A 21,211-nucleotide genomic window follows, 5' to 3' on the forward strand; every position below is an offset into this window, starting at 1 on the left:
CGACACGACGGCAGTAAAGGACATCATGGCCCTGTTCGAAACCATCCGGCGAGATCAAGAGCGCTCCGGCGGCAGCGGCTACCGAGCGTTCTCGCGCTGGCTGCGGCACCGGCTGCCGACGGGGCTCTATGCGCGGTCACTGCTGATCATCATCCTGCCGATGCTGATCCTGCAGACGGTGCTCGCCTTCGTCTTCATGGAACGCCACTGGCAGATGGTGACGGACCGGCTTTCGGCGGCGGTGACGCGCGACATCGCCTCCATCATCGAGTTCATCGAGCTCTATCCGGGCGAGCAGGACCTCCAGAACATCGTGCGCATCGCCCGCGAGAAGATGAACCTCACCATCTCGCTGGAGCCCGACGGCGAACTCCCCGCACCGCGTCCGAAACCCTTCTTCTCCATCCTCGATCAGATCCTCAGCGACCAGATCGAGCATCAGATCAACCGGCCTTTCTGGATCGACACCGTCGGCGATTCCCGCCTCGTCGAGATCCGCATCAAGCTCGAGGAACGCACGCTCCGCATCTTCGCCCGGCGCAATCAGGCCTATGCCTCGAACACCCACATCTTCCTCGTCTGGATGGTCGGGACCTCGCTGGTGCTGATCGTCATTTCGATCCTGTTCCTGCGCGGGCAGATCCGCCCGATCCTGGCGCTCGCCCGCGCCGCCGAGAGCTTCGGCAAGGGCCAGAAGGCGGAGAACTTCGTGCCGCGCGGCGCCGACGAGGTTCGCCGCGCCGGTCTCGCCTTCATCCTGATGCGCGAGCGCATCGAGCGCCAGATGGAGCAGCGCACCGCCATGCTGACCGGCGTCAGCCACGACCTGCGCACGATCCTCACCCGCTTCAAGCTGCAGCTTGCGCTCGCGGGCGACAATCCCGAACTCGAAAGCATGAACAAGGACGTCGAGGACATGCAGTCGATGCTCGAAGGCTACATGGCCTTCGCGCGCGGCGAGGCGGAGGAGGACGTCGGCTCCCTGCAGCTCAGCGTGCTGTTCGAGAAACTGCGCAACGACCTCGCCCGCGAAGGCAAGGCGCTTTCCTATACGATCGAGGGCGAGGACGACGTGACGGTACGCCCGAATGCCTTCGCCCGCCTCGTCGGCAATCTCGTCTCGAACGCCAGCCGCTACGCAAATCGTCTCGAAATCGATGCGAAGCACAGCGCCAAATGGCTGACGATCACCTTCGACGACGACGGGCCGGGAATCGCTCCGGAGATGCGGGAGGAGGTCTTCAAACCCTTCTTCCGGCTGGACAGTGCCCGCAATCTCGATTCGTCGGGAACGGGGCTCGGCCTTGCAATCGCCCTCGACATCGCCCGCAGCCACGGCGGCAACATCACGCTCGGCGACAGCCCGCTCGGCGGATTGCGTGCCACCGTGCGCGTTCCAGCCTGACGGATGAGAGAAGTGGCGTGCGGCCTTCCGGCGCGCACCGGCAGATTACATCAGCTTGCGGCCGTTCGGCACCGGCCGCTCGACGGCGGCGAGCACGACGGCGCCGCTCTCGTCTTCGAAGCCCAGCGTCAGGACTTCGGACCGGAACGGTCCGATCTGACGCGGCGGGAAATTGACGACACCGAGAACCTGGCGGCCGACAAGCTCGGCGGCGCCATAGTGCACGGTGATCTGGGCCGAAGATTTCTTCACGCCGATCCCGGGGCCGAAATCGATCTTGAGCTTCCAGGCCGGCTTGCGGGCTTCCGGAAACGGCTCGACCTCGACGATCGTGCCGACGCGGATGTCGACCTTCTCGAAATCGCCGTAGCTGATCGTTTCGCCTGGTCCGCCCGCCTCGCTCATTCGGCAAGCTCCTCGGCGCGCTTGCGCGCCGCCTCGACCGCCCGGTCGAAGAGCGGCTGCATGCCGTCCTCGGCCATCAGAACGGAAAGTGCGGCCGCAGTCGTGCCGCCCGGCGAGGTAACGTTCTGCCTCAGACGCTCAGCGTCGTCTGGGGACTGGTGAAGCAGTTCACCAGCCCCAGAGACAGTCTCCCGTGCAAGGCGCATGGCGAGGTCCGCCGGCAGGCCCGCTTTGCGGCCTGCCTCAGCCATGCATTCCACGAGATAGAAGACATAGGCAGGGCCGCTGCCCGACAGCGCTGTAACGGCATTGATGTCGGCTTCGGAAGAAACCCATTCGACCGGACCGGAAACCTTGAGCAATCCGTCGACAACCTGCCGCTGGGCCTCGGAGACGCCGGCATTGGCGAAAGCGCCCGTGATGCCGCGACCGACCATCGCCGGTGTGTTCGGCATCGCGCGCACCATCGGCGCGGCGCCGAGATGGCTTTCCATGAAGGAGAGCGTCTTGCCGGCCGCGACAGAGACCACCACGGTCTCGGGACCGACGAGCGATTTCAGCGGCGGCAGAACCGCACCCATGACCTGCGGCTTGACCGCCAGGAAAAGAATACCGACCGAAAGCCCCAGCGGCACCTCGCTGGTATAGGTGGCGCCCGCTTCCCGGATCCGCGCCAGCATGGCTTCGGACGGACCCGGATCGATGACCGTGATCGAGGAGCCCGGAATGCCGCTCTTCAGCCACCCCGCCAGCATGGCGCCGCCCATGTTGCCGGCGCCGACGAGAACGATGTTGCCGGTCGCAGCCATGACTCAGGCCTCTCCGGCGGTTTCGAAGAGAACCGCGTCCATCGCGCTCTTGGCATCCATCCCCGACCACACGACGAACTGGAAGGCCTGGAAATAGGCCTCGCAGGCATCGACCGCGCTCGAAAGCAGGACTTCCACCTGGCGGTTGGTCGGCTCGGCGCCGCCGGCGAGCAGCAACGACTGGCGGAAGATGATGACATCTTCCTGACGCCAGATGTCGAAATGCCCCATCAGCACCTGTCCGTTGATGTAGGAGAGAAGCCGGATGACCTCGTTCACGCGGGAATCGGGAATACGGATGTCGAAGGCGCTGGCGAGATGGAGCGCCTCGAACTCTTCCATCCACGAGAAAGACACGTGGTAATCCGCCCAGCGGCCCTCGACCGTCATGGCGATCTCGTCCTCGCCGGAGCGCTCGAACGACCAGTCGTTGTTCGCTGCAACGAACTCGATCATGTCAACCGGATTGGACTGACGTTCAAATTCCATTTCCATAAGGCTCATGCAGCACCTTCTTGACCGGAGCGAAAGGCGACAATTCGCGTGGAGGCACACAAACGAACAGACATCATCCTGCCGGAAGCAACACTGGGAATGATTCCCCCGCAGCCATCAGGACACCATAAGCACCCTGCCCGAAACTTGTGATGGCCCGTTTCGAATCATCATTTAAAATCAGTGTATAATGGCGAGTTTGAAGTACCAGCCCAGAAATGCGTTTCGGCCGACGGGACTGTGGACAGGCTCTGTTGCACAATCTCGGCAAGCAGGCTTAAGCGACTCTGCCGATTGGCTTTTCGGCCGCTGTCCACATGTGGACAACGAGAACGATTATTTTCGCTTGCAACGAGGGGCGAATCCGACGGTCGGCGCATCTCCCGCCAAAACGCCCCGCCTCAGACGCAACCGCCGCCGAATCCCGCTGGAAGTTCGGCGACTTCCGGAGATTCGGCGGCGGTGTCGATCGTCGGTCGTGGAGGAGCCGAACGGCTCACTTGTCCTTGGCGTCGAGGCGTGCCTCGAGGGCAGCGATGCGGGCGAGCAGCGCATCGTTTTCCTCGCGCGCCTTCACCGCCATTTCGCGGACGGCCTCGAATTCCTCGCGCTTGACCACATCCATGCTGTTCAGCCAGCGCTCGGCCTGTGCGTGGAAGGCGGTCTCCATTTCCTTGCGAACGCCCTGGGCGGCGCCGGCAGCATCGGTCATCAGCTTGGCGAATTCGTCCAGAATGCGGTTCGGTCCGGTGGACATCGGGATCGGCTCCTCTTTGGCGGTCGACGCCTCTGCCGGCGCCCTTGTTCATGGTGTTTGAGGTAGGCATTTGGCGGGAGCGATGCAAGCCATAATCTTGCCGGGAGGGCCGGGCAGCTTGCCGGCCGTCCAGAATCCATCTTGACCGCCCCATCTCAGAACGCCATTTTCCGCCGACAGTAACGAAGGTGCAACCGTGCAGTCAGCCGCCGCCCTCCTTTCCATCGTCAGCTTTCCGGCAATCGATCCCGTGGCCATCGCCGTGGGGCCGATCGCGATCCGCTGGTATGGCCTCGCCTATGTCGCCGGCATCATGCTCGGCTGGTTCGTCGCCCGCCGCATGCTCGCCAACACGGCACTCTGGCCGAACGGCACGCCCCCCTGCACGCCCGCACACCTCGACGACTTCCTCGTCTGGGTCGCACTCGGCATCGTGCTCGGCGGCCGCATCGGCTACATCCTCTTCTACGATCTCGATGCCGTGCTCGCCGAACCCGTGCGCGCCATCCAGATATGGAACGGCGGCATGTCATTCCACGGCGGCTTTCTTGGCGCTACCATCGCGATGATCCTGTTTTCCCGCCGCCACGCGATCCCGCTCTGGAGCCTCTTCGACATCGTCGCGAGCGTCGCCCCGATCGGCATTTTCTTCGGGCGGCTTGCGAATTTCATCAACGGTGAACTCTGGGGCCGCATAACCGACGTGCCCTGGGCAATGGTCTTCCCGACCGGCGGTCCGATGCCGCGCCATCCAAGCCAGCTCTACGAGGCGGCGCTCGAAGGGCTCCTGTTGTTCATCATCCTGCAAATCCTCGCGCGCGCCTTCAAGGCTCTGCGCAGGCCGGGAACGGTGACCGGCGCCTTCGTCGCGCTCTACGCGCTCGCGCGCATCACGGTCGAGTTCTTCCGCGAGCCCGACGTGCAGATCGGCTACCTTGCCGGCAACTGGCTCACCATGGGAATGGTTCTGTCCCTCCCCATGCTTGCGGCAGGGCTCTGGGCGATCCTGCGCGCACGCCGGGCGAGCGGCCGTTGAGAAAACGAGAGGCGACGACCGTGACCACACCGCTTGCCACCAAGATCAAGTCACTCATCCGCGCCAACGGCCCGCTCAGCATCAGCGACTATTTCGCGATCTGCCTCGCGGACCCGGAACACGGCTACTACAAGACCCGCAATCCCTTCGGCAGCAACGGCGACTTCGTGACCGCCCCGGAGGTCAGCCAGCTTTTCGGCGAGATGCTCGGTGTCTTCATGGTGGTCGCATGGCGTCGCCATGGCGAGCCGCAGCCGGTGCGCTTCGTCGAGGTCGGCCCCGGCCGCGGTACGATGATGTCGGACATGCTGCGGGTGATCGCCCGCATCGCGCCCGCGCTCTACGAGGCGGCGACCGTCCATCTGGTCGAAACCAGCGCACGCCTTCGCGAGGTGCAGAGGAAGACGCTCGCCGGCTACGCGGGCAAGATCACTTGGCATGAAAGCTTCGACGAAGTGCCTGCCGGCTTTGTCCTCGTTGCGGCGAACGAACTCTTCGACGCGATCCCGATCCGCCAGTTCGTGAAGACGTCCACGGGCTTTCGCGAGCGCATGGTCGGTCTCGACGCCGACGACAAGCTGACCTTCGCCGTCGGCGTCTCGGGCATAGACCCCGCCCTCCTGCCGACGGCGGGCAATCTGCCGCCCGACGGCACCGTCTTCGAGATTGCGCCCGCCCGTCAGGCGGTTCTGGAAACGATGTGCGGGAGGCTGCGTGCCACGGGCGGAACTGCGCTCATCATCGATTACGGTCATATGGCCACGGCCTACGGCGACACCCTGCAGGCGGTGCTCGCCCATGAATTCGATCCACCGCTCGCCCATCCCGGCATGGCCGACCTGACCAGCCATGTCGACTTCGAGCAGCTTGCAATCACGGCAAGCGCCGCCGGCGTGCACGTCAACGGCTGCATGCATCAGGGCGATTTTCTCGTCGGCCTCGGCATCGAGGAACGCGCATCCGCGCTCGGGCGAGGCAAGGACGCCAAGACCCAGACGGAGATCGTGCAGGCGGTCGAACGGCTGGCCGGCGCCGGTGAAGGGCGGATGGGCGAGCTCTTCAAGGTTCTCGCGCTTTCGAGTCCCGCCGTGCCGCTTCCCCCCTTCAAGCCTGCGGATTGACAGAGGCGGCGGGCTTGGGTCACCATCCCGCCAAATCCGGCAGGGGCAGAAGGCGCCGTCTCTTTCACAAGACCCGGCAGGTGGACGAACATCACTCTCACCAAACGCGGACACCGGAAAGCCATGCAGAATCAAGCGTCTCCAGAGCCTATCGAAAGTGCGCTCCTCTCGAAGAACGGGAAGGATCGCTTTCGTCACGGCTTCTTCACCCGCAGGGGCGGCGTCTCGGAAGGCCTCTATGAGGGGCTGAACGTCGGGCTCGGGTCCAACGACGCGCCCGAGCGCGTGCGCGAGAACCGCAGCCGCGTCAGCCGCTGGTTCGGCCTGCCTGAAGAACGCCTCGCGACCGTCCATCAGGTTCATTCGCCGGACGTAATGGTGGTCGACGCCCGCTACGACGGTTCGCGCCCACAGGCCGATGCCATGGTGACTTCGGTGCCGGGCGTCATCCTCGGCGTCCTCACCGCCGATTGCGGGCCGATCCTCTTCGCCGATCCCGAAAACGGCGTCATCGGTGCGGCTCATGCCGGCTGGAAGGGCGCCCTCACCGGCGTCCTGGAAAACACGATCGCCGCTATGGAACAGCTCGGCGCCGCCCGCGAGAGCATCGTCGCCTGCCTCGGCCCCTCGATCAGCGCGCAGAACTACGAGGTCGGCCCCGAATTCGTCGCCCGGTTCCTCGAACAGGATCCGTCCTACGAAGCCTTCTTCTCCCCTTCGGACAGGGAGGGACATGCGATGTTCGACCTGCAGGGCCTCACCCTGAAACGGCTCACGGATGCCGGCCTCAGGGCCGAAAGCCTCGGCCTCTGCACCTATGCCGATCCCGGTTCCTTCTTCTCCTATCGCCGGACCACGCATGCCGGAGAGCCGGATTACGGCCGCCAGATTTCCGCAATCGCAATCACGGAGGACTGACATGGCGCTGCACTTCGACGCGAGCGAATACGCTGCCCGGCTCGACCGTCTGACGGCGCGCATGGCCGAAGAGAAGCTCGACGCATTGCTGCTCTTCGCGCAGGAGAGCATGTACTGGCTGACGGGCTACGACACCTTCGGCTACTGCTTCTTCCAGACGCTCGTGGTGAAGGCAGACGGCTCGCTGACGCTGCTCACCCGCTCGGCCGACCTGCGCCAGGCGCGCCACACCTCGACGATCGAGAACATCGTCGTCTGGGTGGATCGCGTGAATGCCGATCCGGCCGTGGACCTGCGCAACCTGCTGAGCGACATGGACCTGCTCGGATGCCGTATCGGCGTCGAATACGACACGCACGGCATGACGGGCCGCGTCGCGCGCCTCCTCGACAACCAACTCACGACCTTCGGGCAGATCCTCGATGCCTCATACCTCGTCAGCAATCTCCGGCTGGTGAAGAGCCCCGCCGAAATCGGCCATATCGAGCGCGCGGCAGAGCTGGCCGACGACGCGCTCGACGCCGCCCTGCCACTCGTCAGGGCGGGCGGCGGCGAGGCGGAAATCCTCGCAGCGATGCAGGGCGCCATCCTCGCCGGCGGCGGCGACTATCCGGCCAACGAATTCATCATCGGTTCCGGTGCCGACGCACTGCTCTGCCGCTACAAGTCCGGCCGCCGCACACTTTCCGACAAGGACCAGTTGACGCTCGAATGGGCCGGCGTCGACGCCCATTACCATGCGGCGATGATGCGGACGATCATCATCGGCGAAGTCACCGCACGCCACCGCGAACTCTACACGGCCTGCGAGGCCGCGATCCGCGAGGTCGAGGCGGTGCTGCGTCCCGGCAACACCTTCGGCGACGTCTTCGACACCCACGCCCGCATCATGGACGAACGGGGCCTCACCCGGCACAGGCTGAATGCCTGCGGCTATTCCGTCGGCGCACGGTTCTCGCCGTCCTGGATGGAGCACCAGATGTTCCATGCCGGCAATCCGCAGGAAATCCTGCCGGACATGTCGCTCTTCGTGCACATGATCGTCATGGATTCGGAGCGGGAAACAGCGATGACCCTCGGCCACACCTACCTGACGACGGAGGCTGCGCCGCGAGCGCTGTCGAGGCATCCGCTGGAACTCCTCGTCCGCTGAGCGGCCTCGTGAAATCCTGGGGAATTGACAGGCCCCTCCCCGGATCCGATAACAATGCGGACGAAGGCTTGACCGAACAGGAAGGGCAAATGGCCGGATGAAGTGGATCGCAGTAGCATCGACCGTGCTGATCCTGGCGCTTGCCCTCTCCGGCTGCAACACCACCGATGCCCTGACTCCGCAAGCCGATGTCGGCGGCGGAATGCAGGTGGCAAGTTCCCCCGTCACCCAATCCGACACCGACCGGATGGCCGGGGTCCCGGCAGGGCAGCAGCCGCTCGCCGGTCAGGGCTATACGACGCCGCCGCAGAATACGCTGGAAGCCCAGGCACAGGCGCTCGCCGCCGGCAACGGACCGATGCAGCCTCCCCCACCGGTGGGAGGCGTGACGACCGAACAGCAGCCAACGGCACAATCGTCTTTACCGTCGACACAGACGGCACCGACACAGACGGCCGCCCTCGCCCCTGCAAAGGGCACGATCCGCTTCCTGCCGATCATCGGCGCGCCGATCCAGGCCGTGACGCCGCTTTCACGTCAACTCGGGGCTGAAGCGCGGGCCAGCGGGCTGGTGATCAAGGGCTCGAACGATCCGGCGGCCGACCACATCCTCAAGGGATATTTCTCGGCCTTCTCCGAAGGCGGACAAGTCACGATTGTCTATGTCTGGGATATCCTCAACCAGAGCGGCAGCCGCCTGCATCGCATTCAGGGCCAGGAGGTCGTATCGTCGTCGGCGACCGAGGCCTGGGCCGGCGTGCCCGCCTCGCTCATGCAACAGATCGCAACCAAGACCATCAACGAATACACGAGCTGGCTCGCCGGACACGGTGGATGACGACTGGTCACAAACTTTTCACGAAATTCACCGGCCGCGACCGCAAGGCCTCTTGCATTCGGGTCCAAGGACGCTAAAAAGCGCCCATTCAGCATGACAACAGGCGGGCCAAAATGAAGGTTTTCGCGGGTAATTCGAACCGGCAGTTGGCCGAGGCGATCTGCAATTATCTCAATGTTCCTCTTGGGAAAGCCACCGTTCGGCGGTTCGCGGACCAGGAAATTTTCGTAGAGATCCAGGAAAACGTGCGTGGCGAGGACGTTTTCGTCGTCCAGTCGACGTCCTTCCCGGCCAATGACCACCTGATGGAACTGCTGATCATGATCGATGCGTTCCGTCGGTCCTCTGCCCGCCGCATCACCGCCGTGCTTCCCTATTTCGGCTATGCCCGTCAGGACCGCAAGCCGGGGCCCCGCACCCCGATCTCGGCCAAGCTGGTCGCCAACCTCATCACCGAAGCCGGTGCTGACCGCGTGCTGACCCTCGACCTGCATGCCGGCCAGATCCAGGGCTTCTTCGATATCCCGACCGACAACCTCTATGCAGTTCCGATCCTCGCCCGCGACGTGAAGGAGAATTACGACCTCAAGAACGTGATGGTCGTTTCGCCGGACGTCGGCGGCGTGGTGCGCGCCCGCTCGCTCGCCAAGCGCCTCGACTGTCTGCTCGCGATCGTCGACAAGCGTCGCGATCGTCCGGGTGAATCCGAGGTGATGAACGTCATCGGCGACGTGACCGGCAAGGACTGCATCCTGATCGACGACATCGTCGACTCGGGCGGGACGCTCTGCAATGCCGCGGAAGCCCTGCTCAAGAACGGCGCGACCAGCGTGACCGCCTACATCACCCATGGCGTGCTTTCCGGCGGTGCCGTGACCCGCGTCGCCTCCTCCAAGCTGCGCGAACTGGTGATCACCGATTCCATCCAGCCGACGACCGCCGTCCAGTCCGCCCACAACATCCGCGTGCTGACGACCGCCAACCTCTTGGGCGAGGCGATCAACCGCACGAGTGCGGAAGCCTCGGTTTCGAGCCTCTTCGACTGAGGCTCGCCTCCCTCTTGTCCTGAACAATGACGGATGCCAGCATCGTCGCGGCATCCGAACATTCGACAGTGTTTACTTAAGATTGCCGTAAGCAATTTCCGCGACACTTCCGCGCAATTTAGTTGCGGGAGGAGAATATTTGATGTCGCGCACCGATATACGGACGGACAGAATCCGTCCTCTGTCGTCCGTCAAGGCGAAATTCGCCGGCCTCGTCGTCGGCGCCACGCTGGTTTCTTGCATGGCGGTCGGCCTGTTGAGTTACCAGATCGGCAAGGTGGGCCTGATCGAGGCCAGCAAGCTCAGGCTGCAATCGGTCGCGGCAAACCAGTCGAAGGAGGTCACCGACTATCTCGACCGCGTAGGCCAGTCGCTGACCGAGATCGCGCAGAACACGGCGGTCGGCGAAGCGACGGAGATGATGGTCAACATCATCCCGGTCGAGGCACCGACGATCAAGAAGGTATTTCAGCCGGAAGGCTCGACCGTCGAACAGCGCATCGCCATCGACGGCAGCAAGCAGAAGCTGCTCTACGGGACGCGCCACGCGGCCATTCACGGCACGCTGTCGAGCACCTGGAAGAACACCAATGTCAGCGACATCCTGGTTGCCGACGCCAACGGGATGATCATCTACACCGTCACCAAGGGTGGCGAACTCCTGACGACGCTCGACGATCCGGCCAATGCTCGGCTCAAGGAACTCGCCGAGCGCGTGAAAGCCGGCGGCGACCGCGACGTCCATTTCTCGCCTTTCGGCGACTATCCTTACGAGGCAGGAGTTCCATCGGCCTTCATCGCGCAGCCGCTCGCCATTTCCGTCTGGGGGCAGACGCAGCGCAAAGGCACCGTCTTCATCCGCGTCTCCGCCGACAAGCTCACACAGACGATGACGCCCGACGACCTCGGCGCGACCATCGACGACGCCTTCCTGCTCAGCGATGATGGCAGCCTGCGCGGCGGCACGGTCACCGGCGGTAAGGACGCGGTCATCGCGCCCGAACTCGTGGCAGCGGCGAAATCCGGGGCGAGCGGTGCGATCTTCGCCAACTCGGCGAACGGCACGTCCTTCTACTCCTATCTCCCCGTCGATCTCTTCGGGCAACGGCACCTCCTCGCCATCGGCCAGGAAGACGCCAAGGTGCTGGCCTCGGCCAACGACCTCGCCAAATGGGCCTTCCTGGCGACCGTCGCCGTTCTCGCCGTGATGGGTTTGGTTGGAACGCTGGTCTCCTCGAGCCTCACCCGGCCGCTGACGGAGCTCGCCAAGCTGATGAACCGCCTCAATCAGGGCGACAAGAACATCGACATCCGGGCCGCCGGCAGACCGGACGAAATCGGCGTGATGGCGCGCGCCCTCGAAGCCTTCCGTACCAGTGCGCTGGAAAAGGACCGGATGGAGGCTGAGGCCGTCGAACGCGCCGACGAGATCGAGCAGGAGCGCCACCAGCGCGAAGCGGAGAAGGCCCGCAGCGCACAGGAGCTCGAATATGCGGTCTCCGCGCTTGCCGGCGGCCTGCAGGAACTCGCCGAAGGCAAGTTGAACGTTCGGATCGACACGCCCTTCGTGTCCTCGCTCGATCACCTCCGGCTCGACTTCAACCAGTCGCTCGAACATCTCGAACAGGCGATCCGTGCAATCAGCGAAAGCGCCGACACCATCCGCGGTGGCTCCGCCGACCTCAAAGCCGCATCCGAAGACCTCGCGCAGCGGACGGAACGTCAGGCGGCGTCTCTCGAGGAAGCGGCCGCGGCGCTCGGTGACATGACCGGCTCCGTCAACGACGCCCTGAAGCGTTGCGAGACGGCGGTGCAGGTCGCAGCCGAAAGCCTTGCCGGGGCGAAGACCTCGTCTTCGGTCGTCGGCGAGGCGATCACCGCCATGGAGCGCATCGAAAGCTCGTCTTCGAAGATCCGCCAGATCATCGACGTCATCGACCAGATCGCCTTCCAGACGAACCTGCTGGCGCTGAACGCCGGCGTCGAAGCGGCCCGCGCCGGCGAGGCCGGCAAGGGATTTGCCGTCGTCGCCCAGGAAGTCCGCGAACTGGCGCAGAGGTCGTCCGGGGCTGCCCGCGACATCAGCCAGCTCATCAACACGTCGACGGCGGACGTCGAAGGCGGCGTTGCTCTGGTGCTGAAGACCGGCGAGAGCCTGCAGCGGATCGAGACGAACATCGCCGCGATCAACGACCAGATCGGCGCAATCGCCACAGCCTCCCGCGAGCAGTCGATGCGGCTTGCCGAGATCAATGCCTCCGTCAATGCGCTCGACCAGGTGACGCAGCAGAACGCCGCCATGGTCGAGGAAACGACGGCGAGCGCCTTTGCTTTGGCAAACGAGGCGGACGGCCTCACGGGCCAGGTGAACCGTTTCGCGACCGACAGAACCGCCGCGACGGCGAGACGTCAGGCCGCCTGAAACGGCAACAACAACGACGACTGCAGCCCGCGGCGCCCGGTGCCCGCGGGCCTTTTCATGTTCAGGGTCGGGGCACGGCAGGAATGCCGCACGCGGGCTCGCCGGAACCGAACAGCCGCGACCGTGTGAGGAACCGACGCTCGCGGCCGTTGTCGAGCGAAAACATCCCACCCCTGCCGGGCACCACGTCGATGATGAGCTGGGTGTGTTTCCAGACCTCGTACTGGCTGCCGCTGATGTAGAACGGCACGCCGCCGATCTCGCCGAGCTTCACGTCGGTTTCCCCGACCCGGTATTCGCTTGCTGGATAGCACATGGGCGAGGAGCCGTCGCAGCATCCGCCGGACTGGTGGAAAAGGATGTCGGGGTAGTCCTGCTGAATCTCTGCAAGGAAATCGAGCGCCGCAGCGGTTGCGATCACGCGCGGTTCATCGACGGGATTCTCGGTCATCACAGTTCTCCCAAAGAGGTTGCAGACGCGCGAAACCCTCCCCTTGAGGGGGAGGGTCGGCACGCAAGTGCCGGGGTGGGGTGACCCTTTGTGGAGGTGCCGATCGCCCCACCCGCAGCCTTTGTGCGACCGCTCCCTCTCGGAGGGGGAGATGAAGGCCTCCTCAGAAGAAGCCGAGCGCCTTCGGGCTGTAGCTGACCAGCATGTTCTTGGTCTGCTGGTAATGGTCGAGCATCATCTTGTGGGTCTCGCGGCCGATACCCGACTGCTTGTAGCCGCCGAAGGCCGCATGGGCCGGATAGGCGTGGTAGCAGTTGGTCCACACCCGGCCGGCCTGGATGTTGCGGCCGAAGTGGTAGCAGGTGTTCGCATCGCGGCTCCAGACGCCGGCGCCGAGGCCGTAGAGCGTATCGTTGGCGATCGCGAGCGCTTCCGCCTCGTCCTTGAAGGTCGTAACCGAAACGACCGGCCCGAAGATTTCCTCCTGGAAGATGCGCATCTTGTTGTGGCCCTTGAAGACCGTCGGCTTGACGTAGTAGCCGCCGGAAAGCTCGCCGGGCAGCTGGTTGCGATAGCCGCCGGTCAGCACTTCCGCACCTTCCTGCTTGCCGATGTCGATATAGGACATGATCTTTTCGAGTTGCTCGGAAGAGGCCTGCGCACCGATCATAGTCGACATGGCGAGCGGATCACCCTGGACGACGGCTTCGACGCGCTTGATCGCCTTCTCCATGAAGCGGTCGTAGATCTTCTCATGCACCAGCGCGCGGCTCGGGCAGGTGCAGACCTCGCCCTGGTTGAGCGCGAACATCGCAAAGCCTTCGAGCGCCTTGTCGAGGTAGTCGTCGTCCTCGCGCATGACATCCTCGAAGAAGATGTTCGGCGACTTGCCGCCGAGCTCCAGCGTGACGGGGATCAGGTTCTGCGAGGCATACTGCATGATCAGCCGGCCGGTCGAGGTCTCGCCGGTGAAGGCGATCTTGGCGATCCGCGGGCTGGTCGCGAGCGGCTTGCCGGCTTCGAGGCCGAAGCCGTTGACGACGTTGAGTACGCCCGGCGGCAGGAGATCGCCGACGAGGTCCATCAGGACGAGGATGGAGGCCGGGGTCTGCTCGGCCGGCTTCAGCACGATGCAGTTGCCGGCGGCGAGCGCCGGGGCGACCTTCCATGCCGCCATCAGCAGCGGAAAGTTCCACGGGATGATCTGACCGACGACACCGAGCGGCTCGTGGAAATGGTAGGCGACAGTGTCGTGGTCGACCTCGCCGATCGAACCTTCCTGGGCGCGGACGCAAGCCGCGAAATAGCGGAAGTGGTCGATGGCGAGCGGGATGTCGGCGACCATCGTCTCGCGCAGCGGCTTGCCGTTGTCCCAGGTCTCGGCGCGCGCCAGAAGCTCGAGATTGGCTTCCATGCGGTCGGCGATCTTGTTCAGAATGTTGGCGCGCTCGGTGGTCGATGTGCGGCCCCATTTGTCCTTGGCGGCATGTGCCGCATCGAGGGCGAGATTGATGTCGTGCTCGTCGGAGCGGGCAACCTCGCAGAGCTTGCCGCCGGTCACCGGCGTGATGTTGTCGAAGTAGCGGCCGTTGACCGGATCGCGCCACTCGCCGCCGATGAAATTGCCGTAGCGCAGCTTGAACGGGCTCTGGGCAATGGTCTGGACTTGGATATTCATGAAGTCATCCTCCCTGGGTCGATGTCCCTCCTCGGGACCGATGGGAGAATGATTGCCGGCAAAGCCCTTCACGGATAGGGGGAGGACGGTATACCGCAGCGCACACTGTTTCAGTTCTGCGACACTTGCGGCGGCATCACTGAAGCGCGAAACGCTTCATCTTCCGGTGCAGGGTCGCACGGCTGATGCCGAGCACCTGGGCAGCCTGCGAGACGTTGCCGTTGGTGCGCGAGAGTGCCCGGCGAAGCGCTGCGCGTTCCGCCTCGTCGAGATCGGCAACACCCTCGCCCCTGCCTTCGCAGAGCGCGTCGGAGGCAGGCAGCCCTTGCGCGATCCGCTGGTCGTCGAGCCTCAGTGCCAGGCGCGCGGCCCGGGTCGCCCCGAGCACGAGGTCATCGCCGTCGACGGCGAGAAGCGCGACCGAACCGGCGCTCGCCGTCGGCACCATGACGATACGCGCGCCTGGAAAGGCAAGCCTGAAGAGCGTCGCCTCGACGCGGACGGCCGCATCGCGCACGGCTTGCGACAGGATCGCCAGGGTCATGTCGGTGACGTCGTTCCGGCAGGTCGAGATGTCGAGCGCCGCGGCCACCCGTCCCAGATGATCGCGGATCGGCGCGGTCACGCAGCTCAGGCCGGTGTTCGCACTCAGAAAATGCTGGTCCCGATGAATCATGACAGCGCGCTGATCGGCAAGGGCCGTGCCGATGCCGTTGGTCCCAACGCTCGCCTCGCTCCAGACGGCCTGCGGCCATAGCCCGAGCTCACGAAAGTCCGCATCATCGCCCGGCGCGCCGCGGCGGTCCAAAACCACGCCGTCGCGGTCGGAGAGAAGGATACAGCAACCCGACCGGCCGACGGTCTGGTAAAGTCGGTCGACCTCCTCACTGCAGGCGGAGACGAGATGCCCCGCCCTCTCGCGCGCCGAGCGGAAGACAGCTTCTTCGACGCGTTCAGGCTTGCGGCATTCCTCCGGCTGGAGTTGGTGAAGGTCGAGGCAGCGGCGCCACGAGGCCGCGATCGGCGAACTGGCGGCGGCAGAACTCTGCGTCGCTGTCCGGTAAACCAGGTCCGAATGGTTGGGCTGCCGAGGCATCTGCTCCTCCCAAAGCATACGACATCATGCCTGCGCGTGGACTATCTTTCAATCATCATCCGCTTATACAAGGCCGATGCGAATATCGCTGTCGCATCTGTCGCAGTTTTGAGACATACACGGGGACTTCGGGTCGCTTCTCGCCGCCTGGCAAGGCGAAGTGCGGGTGAATGTGCCGTCACCCCGGCGAAAAGCCCTGCAATTGCCGGCCTGCGCTTGCCTTTCACGGCCTTCTGGTCTATAGCGCCCCGGTCCGCGTAGACACCCTTGGAGGCAACGCGGATGAGGCCGTCGCAAGACACCTCGGTTTCGTGTGGCAAGACACAATCACCCTGCCCCGGAACTCTCCAAATAACCTTGAAAGGACAAAGCCATGAGCCACTCTTCTTACGAGCTCAAGGCCGTAGCACGCGAACGGGTTGGTAAGGGGTCCTCCCGTGAACTTCGCCGCAACGGTTCCATTCCCGCTGTCATCTACGGTGACAAGCAGGCCCCCATTTCCATCGTGCTCAACACGAACGAAGTCACCAAGCGCATCCATGCCGGCGGTTTCATGACCACGGTTGCCACGATCGAAGTCGGCAACGACAAGATCAAGGTCCTGCCGAAGGACTACCAGCTTGATCCGGTTCGCGACTTCGTTCTGCACGTCGACTTCCTGCGCGTCTCGGCCGACAGCCAGGTCTCCGTCCAGGTTCCGGTTCACTTCATCAACGAAGACAAGTCGGCCATCAAGATCGGTGGCGTCCTGAACGTCGTCCGTCACGAAGTCGAGCTGCACTGCCCGGCCGATGCGATCCCGGAATTCATCACGGTCGACCTCGCAGGTCACAAGATCGGTGACAGCCTGCACATCTCGCATGTGAAGCTGCCGAACGGCGTGACCCCGGTCATCGGCGATCGCGACTTCACGATCGCGACCATCGTCGCTCCGGCCGGCGGTGTCTCCGAAGGCGAGGAAGCTGCCGAAGCGTAATCCCGCGCCGGCAAGTTCCGACATCTGCAATCCCGTCTCCGAAAGGAGGCGGGATTTTTCGTTGCGCACCCGAAATGCAGGGCGGGCGCGGTGCCCGGAGGCCCGAAGCGGGCTTTAGCGAGATTTAATGATTTCATGTCAGCCTTCCCCTGTGCAGGGTGCGAGGGGGCATGACATCGTGACAGAAGCGTTATCCGGTCAACCGATTGCTGGCCGTGGAAAGCCATGACACGGTCGGTCGAAAGCCGTTTCCTCGCGATCATTGCAATCGCAGTCGGCATCCTCGTCATACCTCTTCTCGCGCTCTTCCTCGCCCTGTCGTCGGAACGCTCGGCCAGGGAGCTCAACGACCATGTCGAGATCCTCCTCGCCGCCAATGCACAGGCGCTGGCAAAGCCGCTCTGGGACTTCGATGTCGAGAGCGCCGAGCAAATCACCGCGGCGATCGTCTCCGACGACGCGATCACCAAGGTTCGGGTCCGCGACGTATCCGGTGGCATCAGCGTCTCCATGCCGCCTATGCCGAACTGGCCGAAGAGCGGCGTCCAGTCGCTCTCCCGTCCGATCGTCTACAAGACGCTGGACGGCCCGAAGACGGTCGGTTTGATCACCGTCTACTTCCACCGCCTCGGCGTCTTCTCGACGCTGCGGGAAGCGGAAGGCATCTTCATCGGCATCTTCATCATCGCGATCCTTGCAATGGTCGGCGCGGCTATCCTCGGCAACCGCATCATGATCGTCAAACCGCTGCTGAAGCTGACGGCTGCCATCGAGGCGACCCGCAGGCTCGGATCGCGCCACCACGTCGACTGGAATTCGAACGACGAGATGGGCCGGCTCGCGCAGAGCTTCAACGCCATGCAGACGCAGCTGGAGCAGGAGGAACGGGAGCTCAAGATCGCCCATCGGCGGGCGACGGACATCTACAACCTGACGCCTGCCATGCTGTTCTCTATCGACGAGAACGACCGGATTACCGACGTCAGCGATTACTGGCTGCTCGCCACCGGCTATGCTCGCGACGAGGTGATCGCCAGACACTTTGCCGAGCTCGTCGATGCCGAGGTGCGCGACGAGTATCTGGTTCACCGTGAGCGCCCGAGCGACCGCAAGGTCGTCGAGTGTACCACCAAGTTCGTCTGCAAGGACGGCCGCGTCATGGACGTTCTGATCGTCGAGAGCGGCAAGGCCGCCCGCGACGGCGAGACCGGCCTGTCTCTCAGCGTGATGACCGACGTGACGGAGCTCAAGCGGTCAGAAGCGAGAGTCCGACGCCAGGCGGTGACCGACCATCTGACCGGGCTCTTGAACCGGCAGGGCTTTGAAGGCGCTCTCGATGACGAAATCCGCGAAACGGATGCCCGCCAGGGCGAGCTCGCCTGCATCTTCGTCGACCTCGACCGCTTCAAGTGGATCAACGACAATCTCGGCCACCAGGCCGGCGATACGGTTCTGTGCCGGCTCGTTGAACTCATGGGGCGGCAGCTCCCGCCGGCGGCCATCGCCGCGCGCATCGGCGGCGACGAATTTGCGATCCTGCTTCGCTCCAATAATGCCGAAACGGACGCACTCGCCCTCGCCCATCGCCTCTGCGGCATGCTGGAAGAGCCCCTTTTCGTCAGCGGATCGACGGTGCGGCTGAGTGCTAGCATCGGCGTCGCGCTCTATCCCCGCCATGCGCACAATGCCGCGGAACTGCTGCAGAAATCGGACATGGCGATGTACACGAAGAAGCGCGACGGCAAGAACGGCGCGCTGCTCTACGACCCGCTGTTTCAGGACACGACGCGCCAGAGAGCGGAAATCGAGCAGGACATCGAGGAGGCGCTCAGGAACGACTGGTTCGAGGCCTATTTCCAGCCGATCGTCGACCTCGGGGACGGGCACGTGACCGGATACGAGGCGCTTATGCGCCTCAACCACCCACGGAAGGGGCTGCTGCCGCCCTCCGACATCATCAGGATCGCCGAAGAAACCGGCGCCATCGGCCGGATCGGCAATCGCGTGTTCGAAAAGGGGCTCGCCAACCTCGTCGCGCTGACGCAGGCGTCTGGCGACGACCGTGCGTATCTCGCGGTCAACTTCTCGCCGTTGCAGCTCGAGCCGGCGTTGCCGATGCTGCTGACGGCGCTCACCGCACGCCACGGGATCGATCCGCAACGCCTCGTCATCGAGATCACCGAAGCGACGCTTCTCCACGACAACCCGCAGATCCGCATGGTGCTCGACGAATTCAGCCGCATCGGTTGCCGTATCGCACTCGACGATTTCGGCACCGGCTATTCGTCGCTCAGCTATCTCAGCCGCTTCCCCGTCGACATCGTGAAGATCGACCAGTCCTTCATCCGCTCCCTCGCTTCCGGCGAGGCGGAATTGCGCGACAAGAGCCGTATGCTGGTCGAAGGCATCACCGCCATCTCCCACAAGATGGAGTGCTCAGTGACCGCGGAAGGCATCGAGACGACGGAACAGCGCGACCTCCTTCGGGAATTCGGCGTCGACTGCGGACAGGGCTATCTTTTCGCGCGACCGCAACCCGTGGAGCAGTTGATTGCAGCCTACGACACCACGCGAAAAGTCACCTCGGTCGCCTGACGCGGCTAAACGAGCAAGGATGGCATGACATGAAGAGACTTGCGTTACTCCTGCTGCTCGGCACGGCGTCAGCCGCCGGGGCCGAGACCGTCCACTTCACGACGGAGGAATACCCACCCTACAATTTCCGCGAAGGCAACGAGTATCGCGGCCTCGGCTACGAGCAGGTCGTCGCGCTGATGAAGGAAGCCGGCATCGACTACACGATCGAGATGATGCCGTGGGCCCGCGCGCTCGCGCTTGCCGAGAGCGAGCCGCTCTACTGCGTCTTCACGACCGCCCACATCGCCGAACGCAACAAGCACTTCAAATGGGTCGAGCCGTTGGCGATAGACCGCAACGTGATGGTGGCGAGACAGGGTGCCGGCATCAAGGCGCTCACCATCGCCGAGGCGCGCGAATACGTCGTCGGAACCCAGCGCAACGACTATACCCAGCAGTTACTGGAGCGGAACGGCTTCCCGAAGGTCGACCTCGCGACCGACCTCGAGCTCACGCTGAAGAAGCTCCTGAGCGGGCGCATCGACATGATGCCGATCTCGGAACGCTACTATCTCCAGCTGCGTGAAGAAGGCCACCCGATCGAGAAGCGCTTCGTGCTGACAGAACAGCAGTTCAGCATCGCCTGCAACCTGGACTTTCCCGAGGACCTGCTCCTGAAGATGCAGGCGGGCCTCGACAAGCTGATTGCCGACGGCACGCAGAGGAAGATCCTCACCAAGTACGGAATGCAGATCCTGAATTGACGGATGTACCGCAGGGGTTGACATCCGCGCGGTTTCGCGGTGGTGGATCACAGATCCATTCCAAAGGCGGACCGTCCCATGCTCATCATCGCCGGCCTCGGCAATCCGGGCGCCAAGTATTCGGAGAACCGGCACAATATCGGCTTCATGGCGGTGGACGCGATCCATCGCCGCCACCGCTTCTCGCCCTGGAGCAAGAAGTTCAAGGCGGAGATCGCCGAAGGCGAGATCGGCGGCGAGAAGGTGCTGCTGATGAAGCCGCAGACCTTCATGAATCTTTCCGGCGAGGCGGTCGGGGAAGCGATGCGCTTCTACAAGCTGAAGCCCGCCGACATCGTCGCGATCCACGACGAACTCGACCTTCCCGCCGGCAAGGCGCGGATGAAGACGGGCGGCGGCCATGGCGGTCATAACGGGCTGAAGTCGCTCGACGCCCATTGCGGCAAGGACTACCGCCGCCTCCGGCTCGGCATCGGCCATCCCGGCGACAAGGAGCGCGTGCACGGCCATGTGCTCGGCGATTTCGCCAAGGTCGATCGCACCTGGCTCGATCCGCTGCTCGACGCGATCGCCGACAATGCCGACCTCCTGCTCCAGCCCGACGAGTCGAAGCTCATGAACAAGCTCGCGCTCGCAACCGGAGGCAAGGAGGAGCCCACGAAAGCGAAAGCGGAGAAACCGGCCGGCCAGTCGCACATCCGTCAGGCCCGCAACAACGCCCAGCCGAAGAAGCTACCGGAGACGGGGCCGATGGCGGAGATGCTGAAGCGGATGTTCTCGAAGAAGGACGACTGATCCGATGGTGAACCCGGTCGAGGTTCGGGCGCTCGAAAAGGCAGATCTTGAAAGTCTGCTGGCGCTTTATGGCCAGTTGATCGAAAACGACCTGCCGCTGACGCCCGGACTTGCTGAGATACGCTTCGACGAAATCCTCGCTCGTGACGGTCTCACCGTATTCGGCGCCTTCGTCGACGGCACGCTAGCCAGCACCTGCACGCTGATCGTGGTGCCCAACCTCACCCGCGGCGGCATGCCCTACGCCTTCATCGAAAATGTCGTCACCGACACCGGACATCGCCGCAGCGGCCTGGGCCGGCGAACGATGCAGGCAGCAATCGACGCCGCCTTTCACGCCGGTTGCTACACCGTGCGATTGATGACCGGGGCCAAGCGCCCGGGCACGCTCGACTTCTATAGAAGCTGCGGCTTCGATACGACCAAGCACGGGCTGGAAATCCGCCGAATTCCGCCCCGCTGAATCGCG

General features: G+C 64.0%; 20 protein-coding genes. 13 read left to right on the forward strand and 7 right to left on the reverse strand.

The features are described 5' to 3' along the window. Nucleotides 1-25 precede the first annotated feature (25 nt). Entirely contained in the window at nt 26-1,405 is a 1,380-nt protein-coding gene (locus tag ACM6UT_RS00575; protein WP_416795433.1) for an ATP-binding protein, read from the forward strand. A gap of 45 nt (nt 1,406-1,450) precedes the next feature. Here ACM6UT_RS00575 and ACM6UT_RS00580 read toward each other — a convergent pair whose 3' ends face one another. The 4 genes from ACM6UT_RS00580 to ACM6UT_RS00595 all read right to left on the reverse strand — a co-directional run bounded on the left by ACM6UT_RS00580 (nt 1,451) and on the right by ACM6UT_RS00595 (nt 3,871). Beyond that, on the reverse strand, nt 1,451-1,810 hold the full coding sequence (locus tag ACM6UT_RS00580) for a tRNA-binding protein (RefSeq protein ID WP_416795434.1): 360 nt from the start codon (nt 1,808-1,810) through the stop codon (nt 1,451-1,453). Then, nucleotides 1,807-2,619, reverse strand: a complete 813-nt coding sequence (proC, locus tag ACM6UT_RS00585; protein WP_416795435.1) for a pyrroline-5-carboxylate reductase — start codon at nt 2,617-2,619, stop codon at nt 1,807-1,809. The genes ACM6UT_RS00580 and proC overlap by 4 nt, the downstream gene beginning before the upstream one ends. A 3-nt stretch (nt 2,620-2,622) precedes the next feature. Next, on the reverse strand, nt 2,623-3,123 hold the full coding sequence (locus tag ACM6UT_RS00590) for a type III secretion system chaperone family protein (protein ID WP_416795436.1): 501 nt from the start codon (nt 3,121-3,123) through the stop codon (nt 2,623-2,625). 487 nt (nt 3,124-3,610) lie between these two features. After that, nucleotides 3,611-3,871 carry an accessory factor UbiK family protein gene (locus tag ACM6UT_RS00595; RefSeq protein ID WP_114361346.1) on the reverse strand — a complete coding sequence of 87 codons (261 nt, stop codon included), beginning with the start codon at nt 3,869-3,871 and terminating at the stop codon, nt 3,611-3,613. A gap of 196 nt (nt 3,872-4,067) precedes the next feature. Here ACM6UT_RS00595 and lgt point away from each other — a divergent pair, with 196 nt between their 5' ends. The 7 genes from lgt (at nt 4,068) to ACM6UT_RS00630 (ending at nt 12,405) form a co-directional block, all read left to right on the forward strand. Next, the gene (gene lgt, locus ACM6UT_RS00600; protein WP_416795437.1) at nt 4,068-4,907 is read left to right on the forward strand and encodes a prolipoprotein diacylglyceryl transferase; all 840 of its coding nucleotides are present in this window, start codon (nt 4,068-4,070) and stop codon (nt 4,905-4,907) included. A 20-nt stretch (nt 4,908-4,927) separates the two neighbouring features. After that, nucleotides 4,928-6,028 (forward strand): class I SAM-dependent methyltransferase, encoded by a 1,101-nt coding sequence (locus ACM6UT_RS00605; RefSeq protein ID WP_416795438.1) that lies wholly within the window; start codon nt 4,928-4,930, stop codon nt 6,026-6,028. A 123-nt stretch (nt 6,029-6,151) separates the two neighbouring features. After that, a complete protein-coding gene (gene pgeF, locus ACM6UT_RS00610; protein ID WP_416795439.1) occupies nt 6,152-6,946 on the forward strand; it encodes a peptidoglycan editing factor PgeF in 795 nt (264 codons plus the stop codon). Between the two features lies 1 nt (nt 6,947). Further along, nucleotides 6,948-8,099: a M24 family metallopeptidase gene (locus tag ACM6UT_RS00615; protein ID WP_416795440.1), complete on the forward strand. Its 1,152-nt coding sequence runs from the start codon at nt 6,948-6,950 to the stop codon at nt 8,097-8,099. Nucleotides 8,100-8,196: 97 nt separating this feature from the next. Next, nucleotides 8,197-8,937: a hypothetical protein gene (locus ACM6UT_RS00620; protein WP_416795441.1), complete on the forward strand. Its 741-nt coding sequence runs from the start codon at nt 8,197-8,199 to the stop codon at nt 8,935-8,937. A 113-nt stretch (nt 8,938-9,050) separates the two neighbouring features. Then, nucleotides 9,051-9,983: a ribose-phosphate pyrophosphokinase gene (locus tag ACM6UT_RS00625; RefSeq protein WP_416795442.1), complete on the forward strand. Its 933-nt coding sequence runs from the start codon at nt 9,051-9,053 to the stop codon at nt 9,981-9,983. 142 nt (nt 9,984-10,125) lie between these two features. Beyond that, entirely contained in the window at nt 10,126-12,405 is a 2,280-nt protein-coding gene (locus ACM6UT_RS00630) for a methyl-accepting chemotaxis protein (protein ID WP_416795443.1), read from the forward strand. A gap of 61 nt (nt 12,406-12,466) precedes the next feature. Here ACM6UT_RS00630 and ACM6UT_RS00635 read toward each other — a convergent pair whose 3' ends face one another. The 3 genes from ACM6UT_RS00635 to ACM6UT_RS00645 all read right to left on the reverse strand — a co-directional run bounded on the left by ACM6UT_RS00635 (nt 12,467) and on the right by ACM6UT_RS00645 (nt 15,630). Next, nucleotides 12,467-12,856 (reverse strand): DUF779 domain-containing protein, encoded by a 390-nt coding sequence (locus ACM6UT_RS00635; protein ID WP_416795444.1) that lies wholly within the window; start codon nt 12,854-12,856, stop codon nt 12,467-12,469. A gap of 163 nt (nt 12,857-13,019) precedes the next feature. Next, nucleotides 13,020-14,534, reverse strand: a complete 1,515-nt coding sequence (gene adh / locus ACM6UT_RS00640) for an aldehyde dehydrogenase (RefSeq protein WP_416795445.1) — start codon at nt 14,532-14,534, stop codon at nt 13,020-13,022. Nucleotides 14,535-14,670: 136 nt separating this feature from the next. Then, nucleotides 14,671-15,630 carry a helix-turn-helix domain-containing protein gene (locus ACM6UT_RS00645; RefSeq protein ID WP_416795446.1) on the reverse strand — a complete coding sequence of 320 codons (960 nt, stop codon included), beginning with the start codon at nt 15,628-15,630 and terminating at the stop codon, nt 14,671-14,673. A gap of 373 nt (nt 15,631-16,003) precedes the next feature. On the opposite strand from ACM6UT_RS00645, the gene ACM6UT_RS00650 reads away from it, so the two are divergent. From ACM6UT_RS00650 to ACM6UT_RS00670, 5 genes are all read left to right on the forward strand, one after another. Then, on the forward strand, nt 16,004-16,606 hold the full coding sequence (locus ACM6UT_RS00650) for a 50S ribosomal protein L25/general stress protein Ctc (RefSeq protein WP_416795447.1): 603 nt from the start codon (nt 16,004-16,006) through the stop codon (nt 16,604-16,606). 225 nt (nt 16,607-16,831) lie between these two features. Further along, entirely contained in the window at nt 16,832-19,201 is a 2,370-nt protein-coding gene (locus tag ACM6UT_RS00655) for a putative bifunctional diguanylate cyclase/phosphodiesterase (RefSeq protein WP_416795448.1), read from the forward strand. Between the two features lie 29 nt (nt 19,202-19,230). Then, on the forward strand, nt 19,231-19,947 hold the full coding sequence (locus ACM6UT_RS00660) for a substrate-binding periplasmic protein (protein WP_416795449.1): 717 nt from the start codon (nt 19,231-19,233) through the stop codon (nt 19,945-19,947). Nucleotides 19,948-20,025: 78 nt separating this feature from the next. Next, the gene (gene pth / locus ACM6UT_RS00665) at nt 20,026-20,742 is read left to right on the forward strand and encodes an aminoacyl-tRNA hydrolase (protein ID WP_416795450.1); all 717 of its coding nucleotides are present in this window, start codon (nt 20,026-20,028) and stop codon (nt 20,740-20,742) included. A gap of 4 nt (nt 20,743-20,746) precedes the next feature. Then, nucleotides 20,747-21,205: a GNAT family N-acetyltransferase gene (locus ACM6UT_RS00670; RefSeq protein ID WP_416795451.1), complete on the forward strand. Its 459-nt coding sequence runs from the start codon at nt 20,747-20,749 to the stop codon at nt 21,203-21,205. Nucleotides 21,206-21,211: the final 6 nt, after the last annotated feature.

It is taken from the genome of Ciceribacter azotifigens (genome assembly GCF_048159625.1).
Classification (GTDB): Bacteria; Pseudomonadota; Alphaproteobacteria; order Rhizobiales; family Rhizobiaceae; genus Allorhizobium; species Allorhizobium azotifigens.

Bases quoted from the DNA above. Each gene is read 5' to 3' on its own strand.
- ACM6UT_RS00575 (WP_416795433.1), top strand. From the start codon at position 26: ATGGCCCTGTTCGAAACCATCCGGCGAGATCAAGAGCGCTCCGGCGGC.
- ACM6UT_RS00580 (WP_416795434.1), bottom strand. From the start codon at position 1,810: ATGAGCGAGGCGGGCGGACCAGGCGAAACGATCAGCTACGGCGATTTC.
- proC (WP_416795435.1), bottom strand. From the start codon at position 2,619: ATGGCTGCGACCGGCAACATCGTTCTCGTCGGCGCCGGCAACATGGGC.
- ACM6UT_RS00590 (WP_416795436.1), bottom strand. From the start codon at position 3,123: ATGAGCCTTATGGAAATGGAATTTGAACGTCAGTCCAATCCGGTTGAC.
- ACM6UT_RS00595 (WP_114361346.1), bottom strand. From the start codon at position 3,871: ATGTCCACCGGACCGAACCGCATTCTGGACGAATTCGCCAAGCTGATG.
- pgeF (WP_416795439.1), top strand. From the start codon at position 6,152: ATGCAGAATCAAGCGTCTCCAGAGCCTATCGAAAGTGCGCTCCTCTCG.
- ACM6UT_RS00615 (WP_416795440.1), top strand. From the start codon at position 6,948: ATGGCGCTGCACTTCGACGCGAGCGAATACGCTGCCCGGCTCGACCGT.
- ACM6UT_RS00620 (WP_416795441.1), top strand. From the start codon at position 8,197: ATGAAGTGGATCGCAGTAGCATCGACCGTGCTGATCCTGGCGCTTGCC.
- ACM6UT_RS00625 (WP_416795442.1), top strand. From the start codon at position 9,051: ATGAAGGTTTTCGCGGGTAATTCGAACCGGCAGTTGGCCGAGGCGATC.
- ACM6UT_RS00630 (WP_416795443.1), top strand. From the start codon at position 10,126: ATGTCGCGCACCGATATACGGACGGACAGAATCCGTCCTCTGTCGTCC.
- ACM6UT_RS00635 (WP_416795444.1), bottom strand. From the start codon at position 12,856: ATGACCGAGAATCCCGTCGATGAACCGCGCGTGATCGCAACCGCTGCG.
- adh (WP_416795445.1), bottom strand. From the start codon at position 14,534: ATGAATATCCAAGTCCAGACCATTGCCCAGAGCCCGTTCAAGCTGCGC.
- ACM6UT_RS00645 (WP_416795446.1), bottom strand. From the start codon at position 15,630: ATGCCTCGGCAGCCCAACCATTCGGACCTGGTTTACCGGACAGCGACG.
- ACM6UT_RS00650 (WP_416795447.1), top strand. From the start codon at position 16,004: ATGAGCCACTCTTCTTACGAGCTCAAGGCCGTAGCACGCGAACGGGTT.
- ACM6UT_RS00655 (WP_416795448.1), top strand. From the start codon at position 16,832: ATGACACGGTCGGTCGAAAGCCGTTTCCTCGCGATCATTGCAATCGCA.
- ACM6UT_RS00660 (WP_416795449.1), top strand. From the start codon at position 19,231: ATGAAGAGACTTGCGTTACTCCTGCTGCTCGGCACGGCGTCAGCCGCC.
- pth (WP_416795450.1), top strand. From the start codon at position 20,026: ATGCTCATCATCGCCGGCCTCGGCAATCCGGGCGCCAAGTATTCGGAG.
- ACM6UT_RS00670 (WP_416795451.1), top strand. From the start codon at position 20,747: ATGGTGAACCCGGTCGAGGTTCGGGCGCTCGAAAAGGCAGATCTTGAA.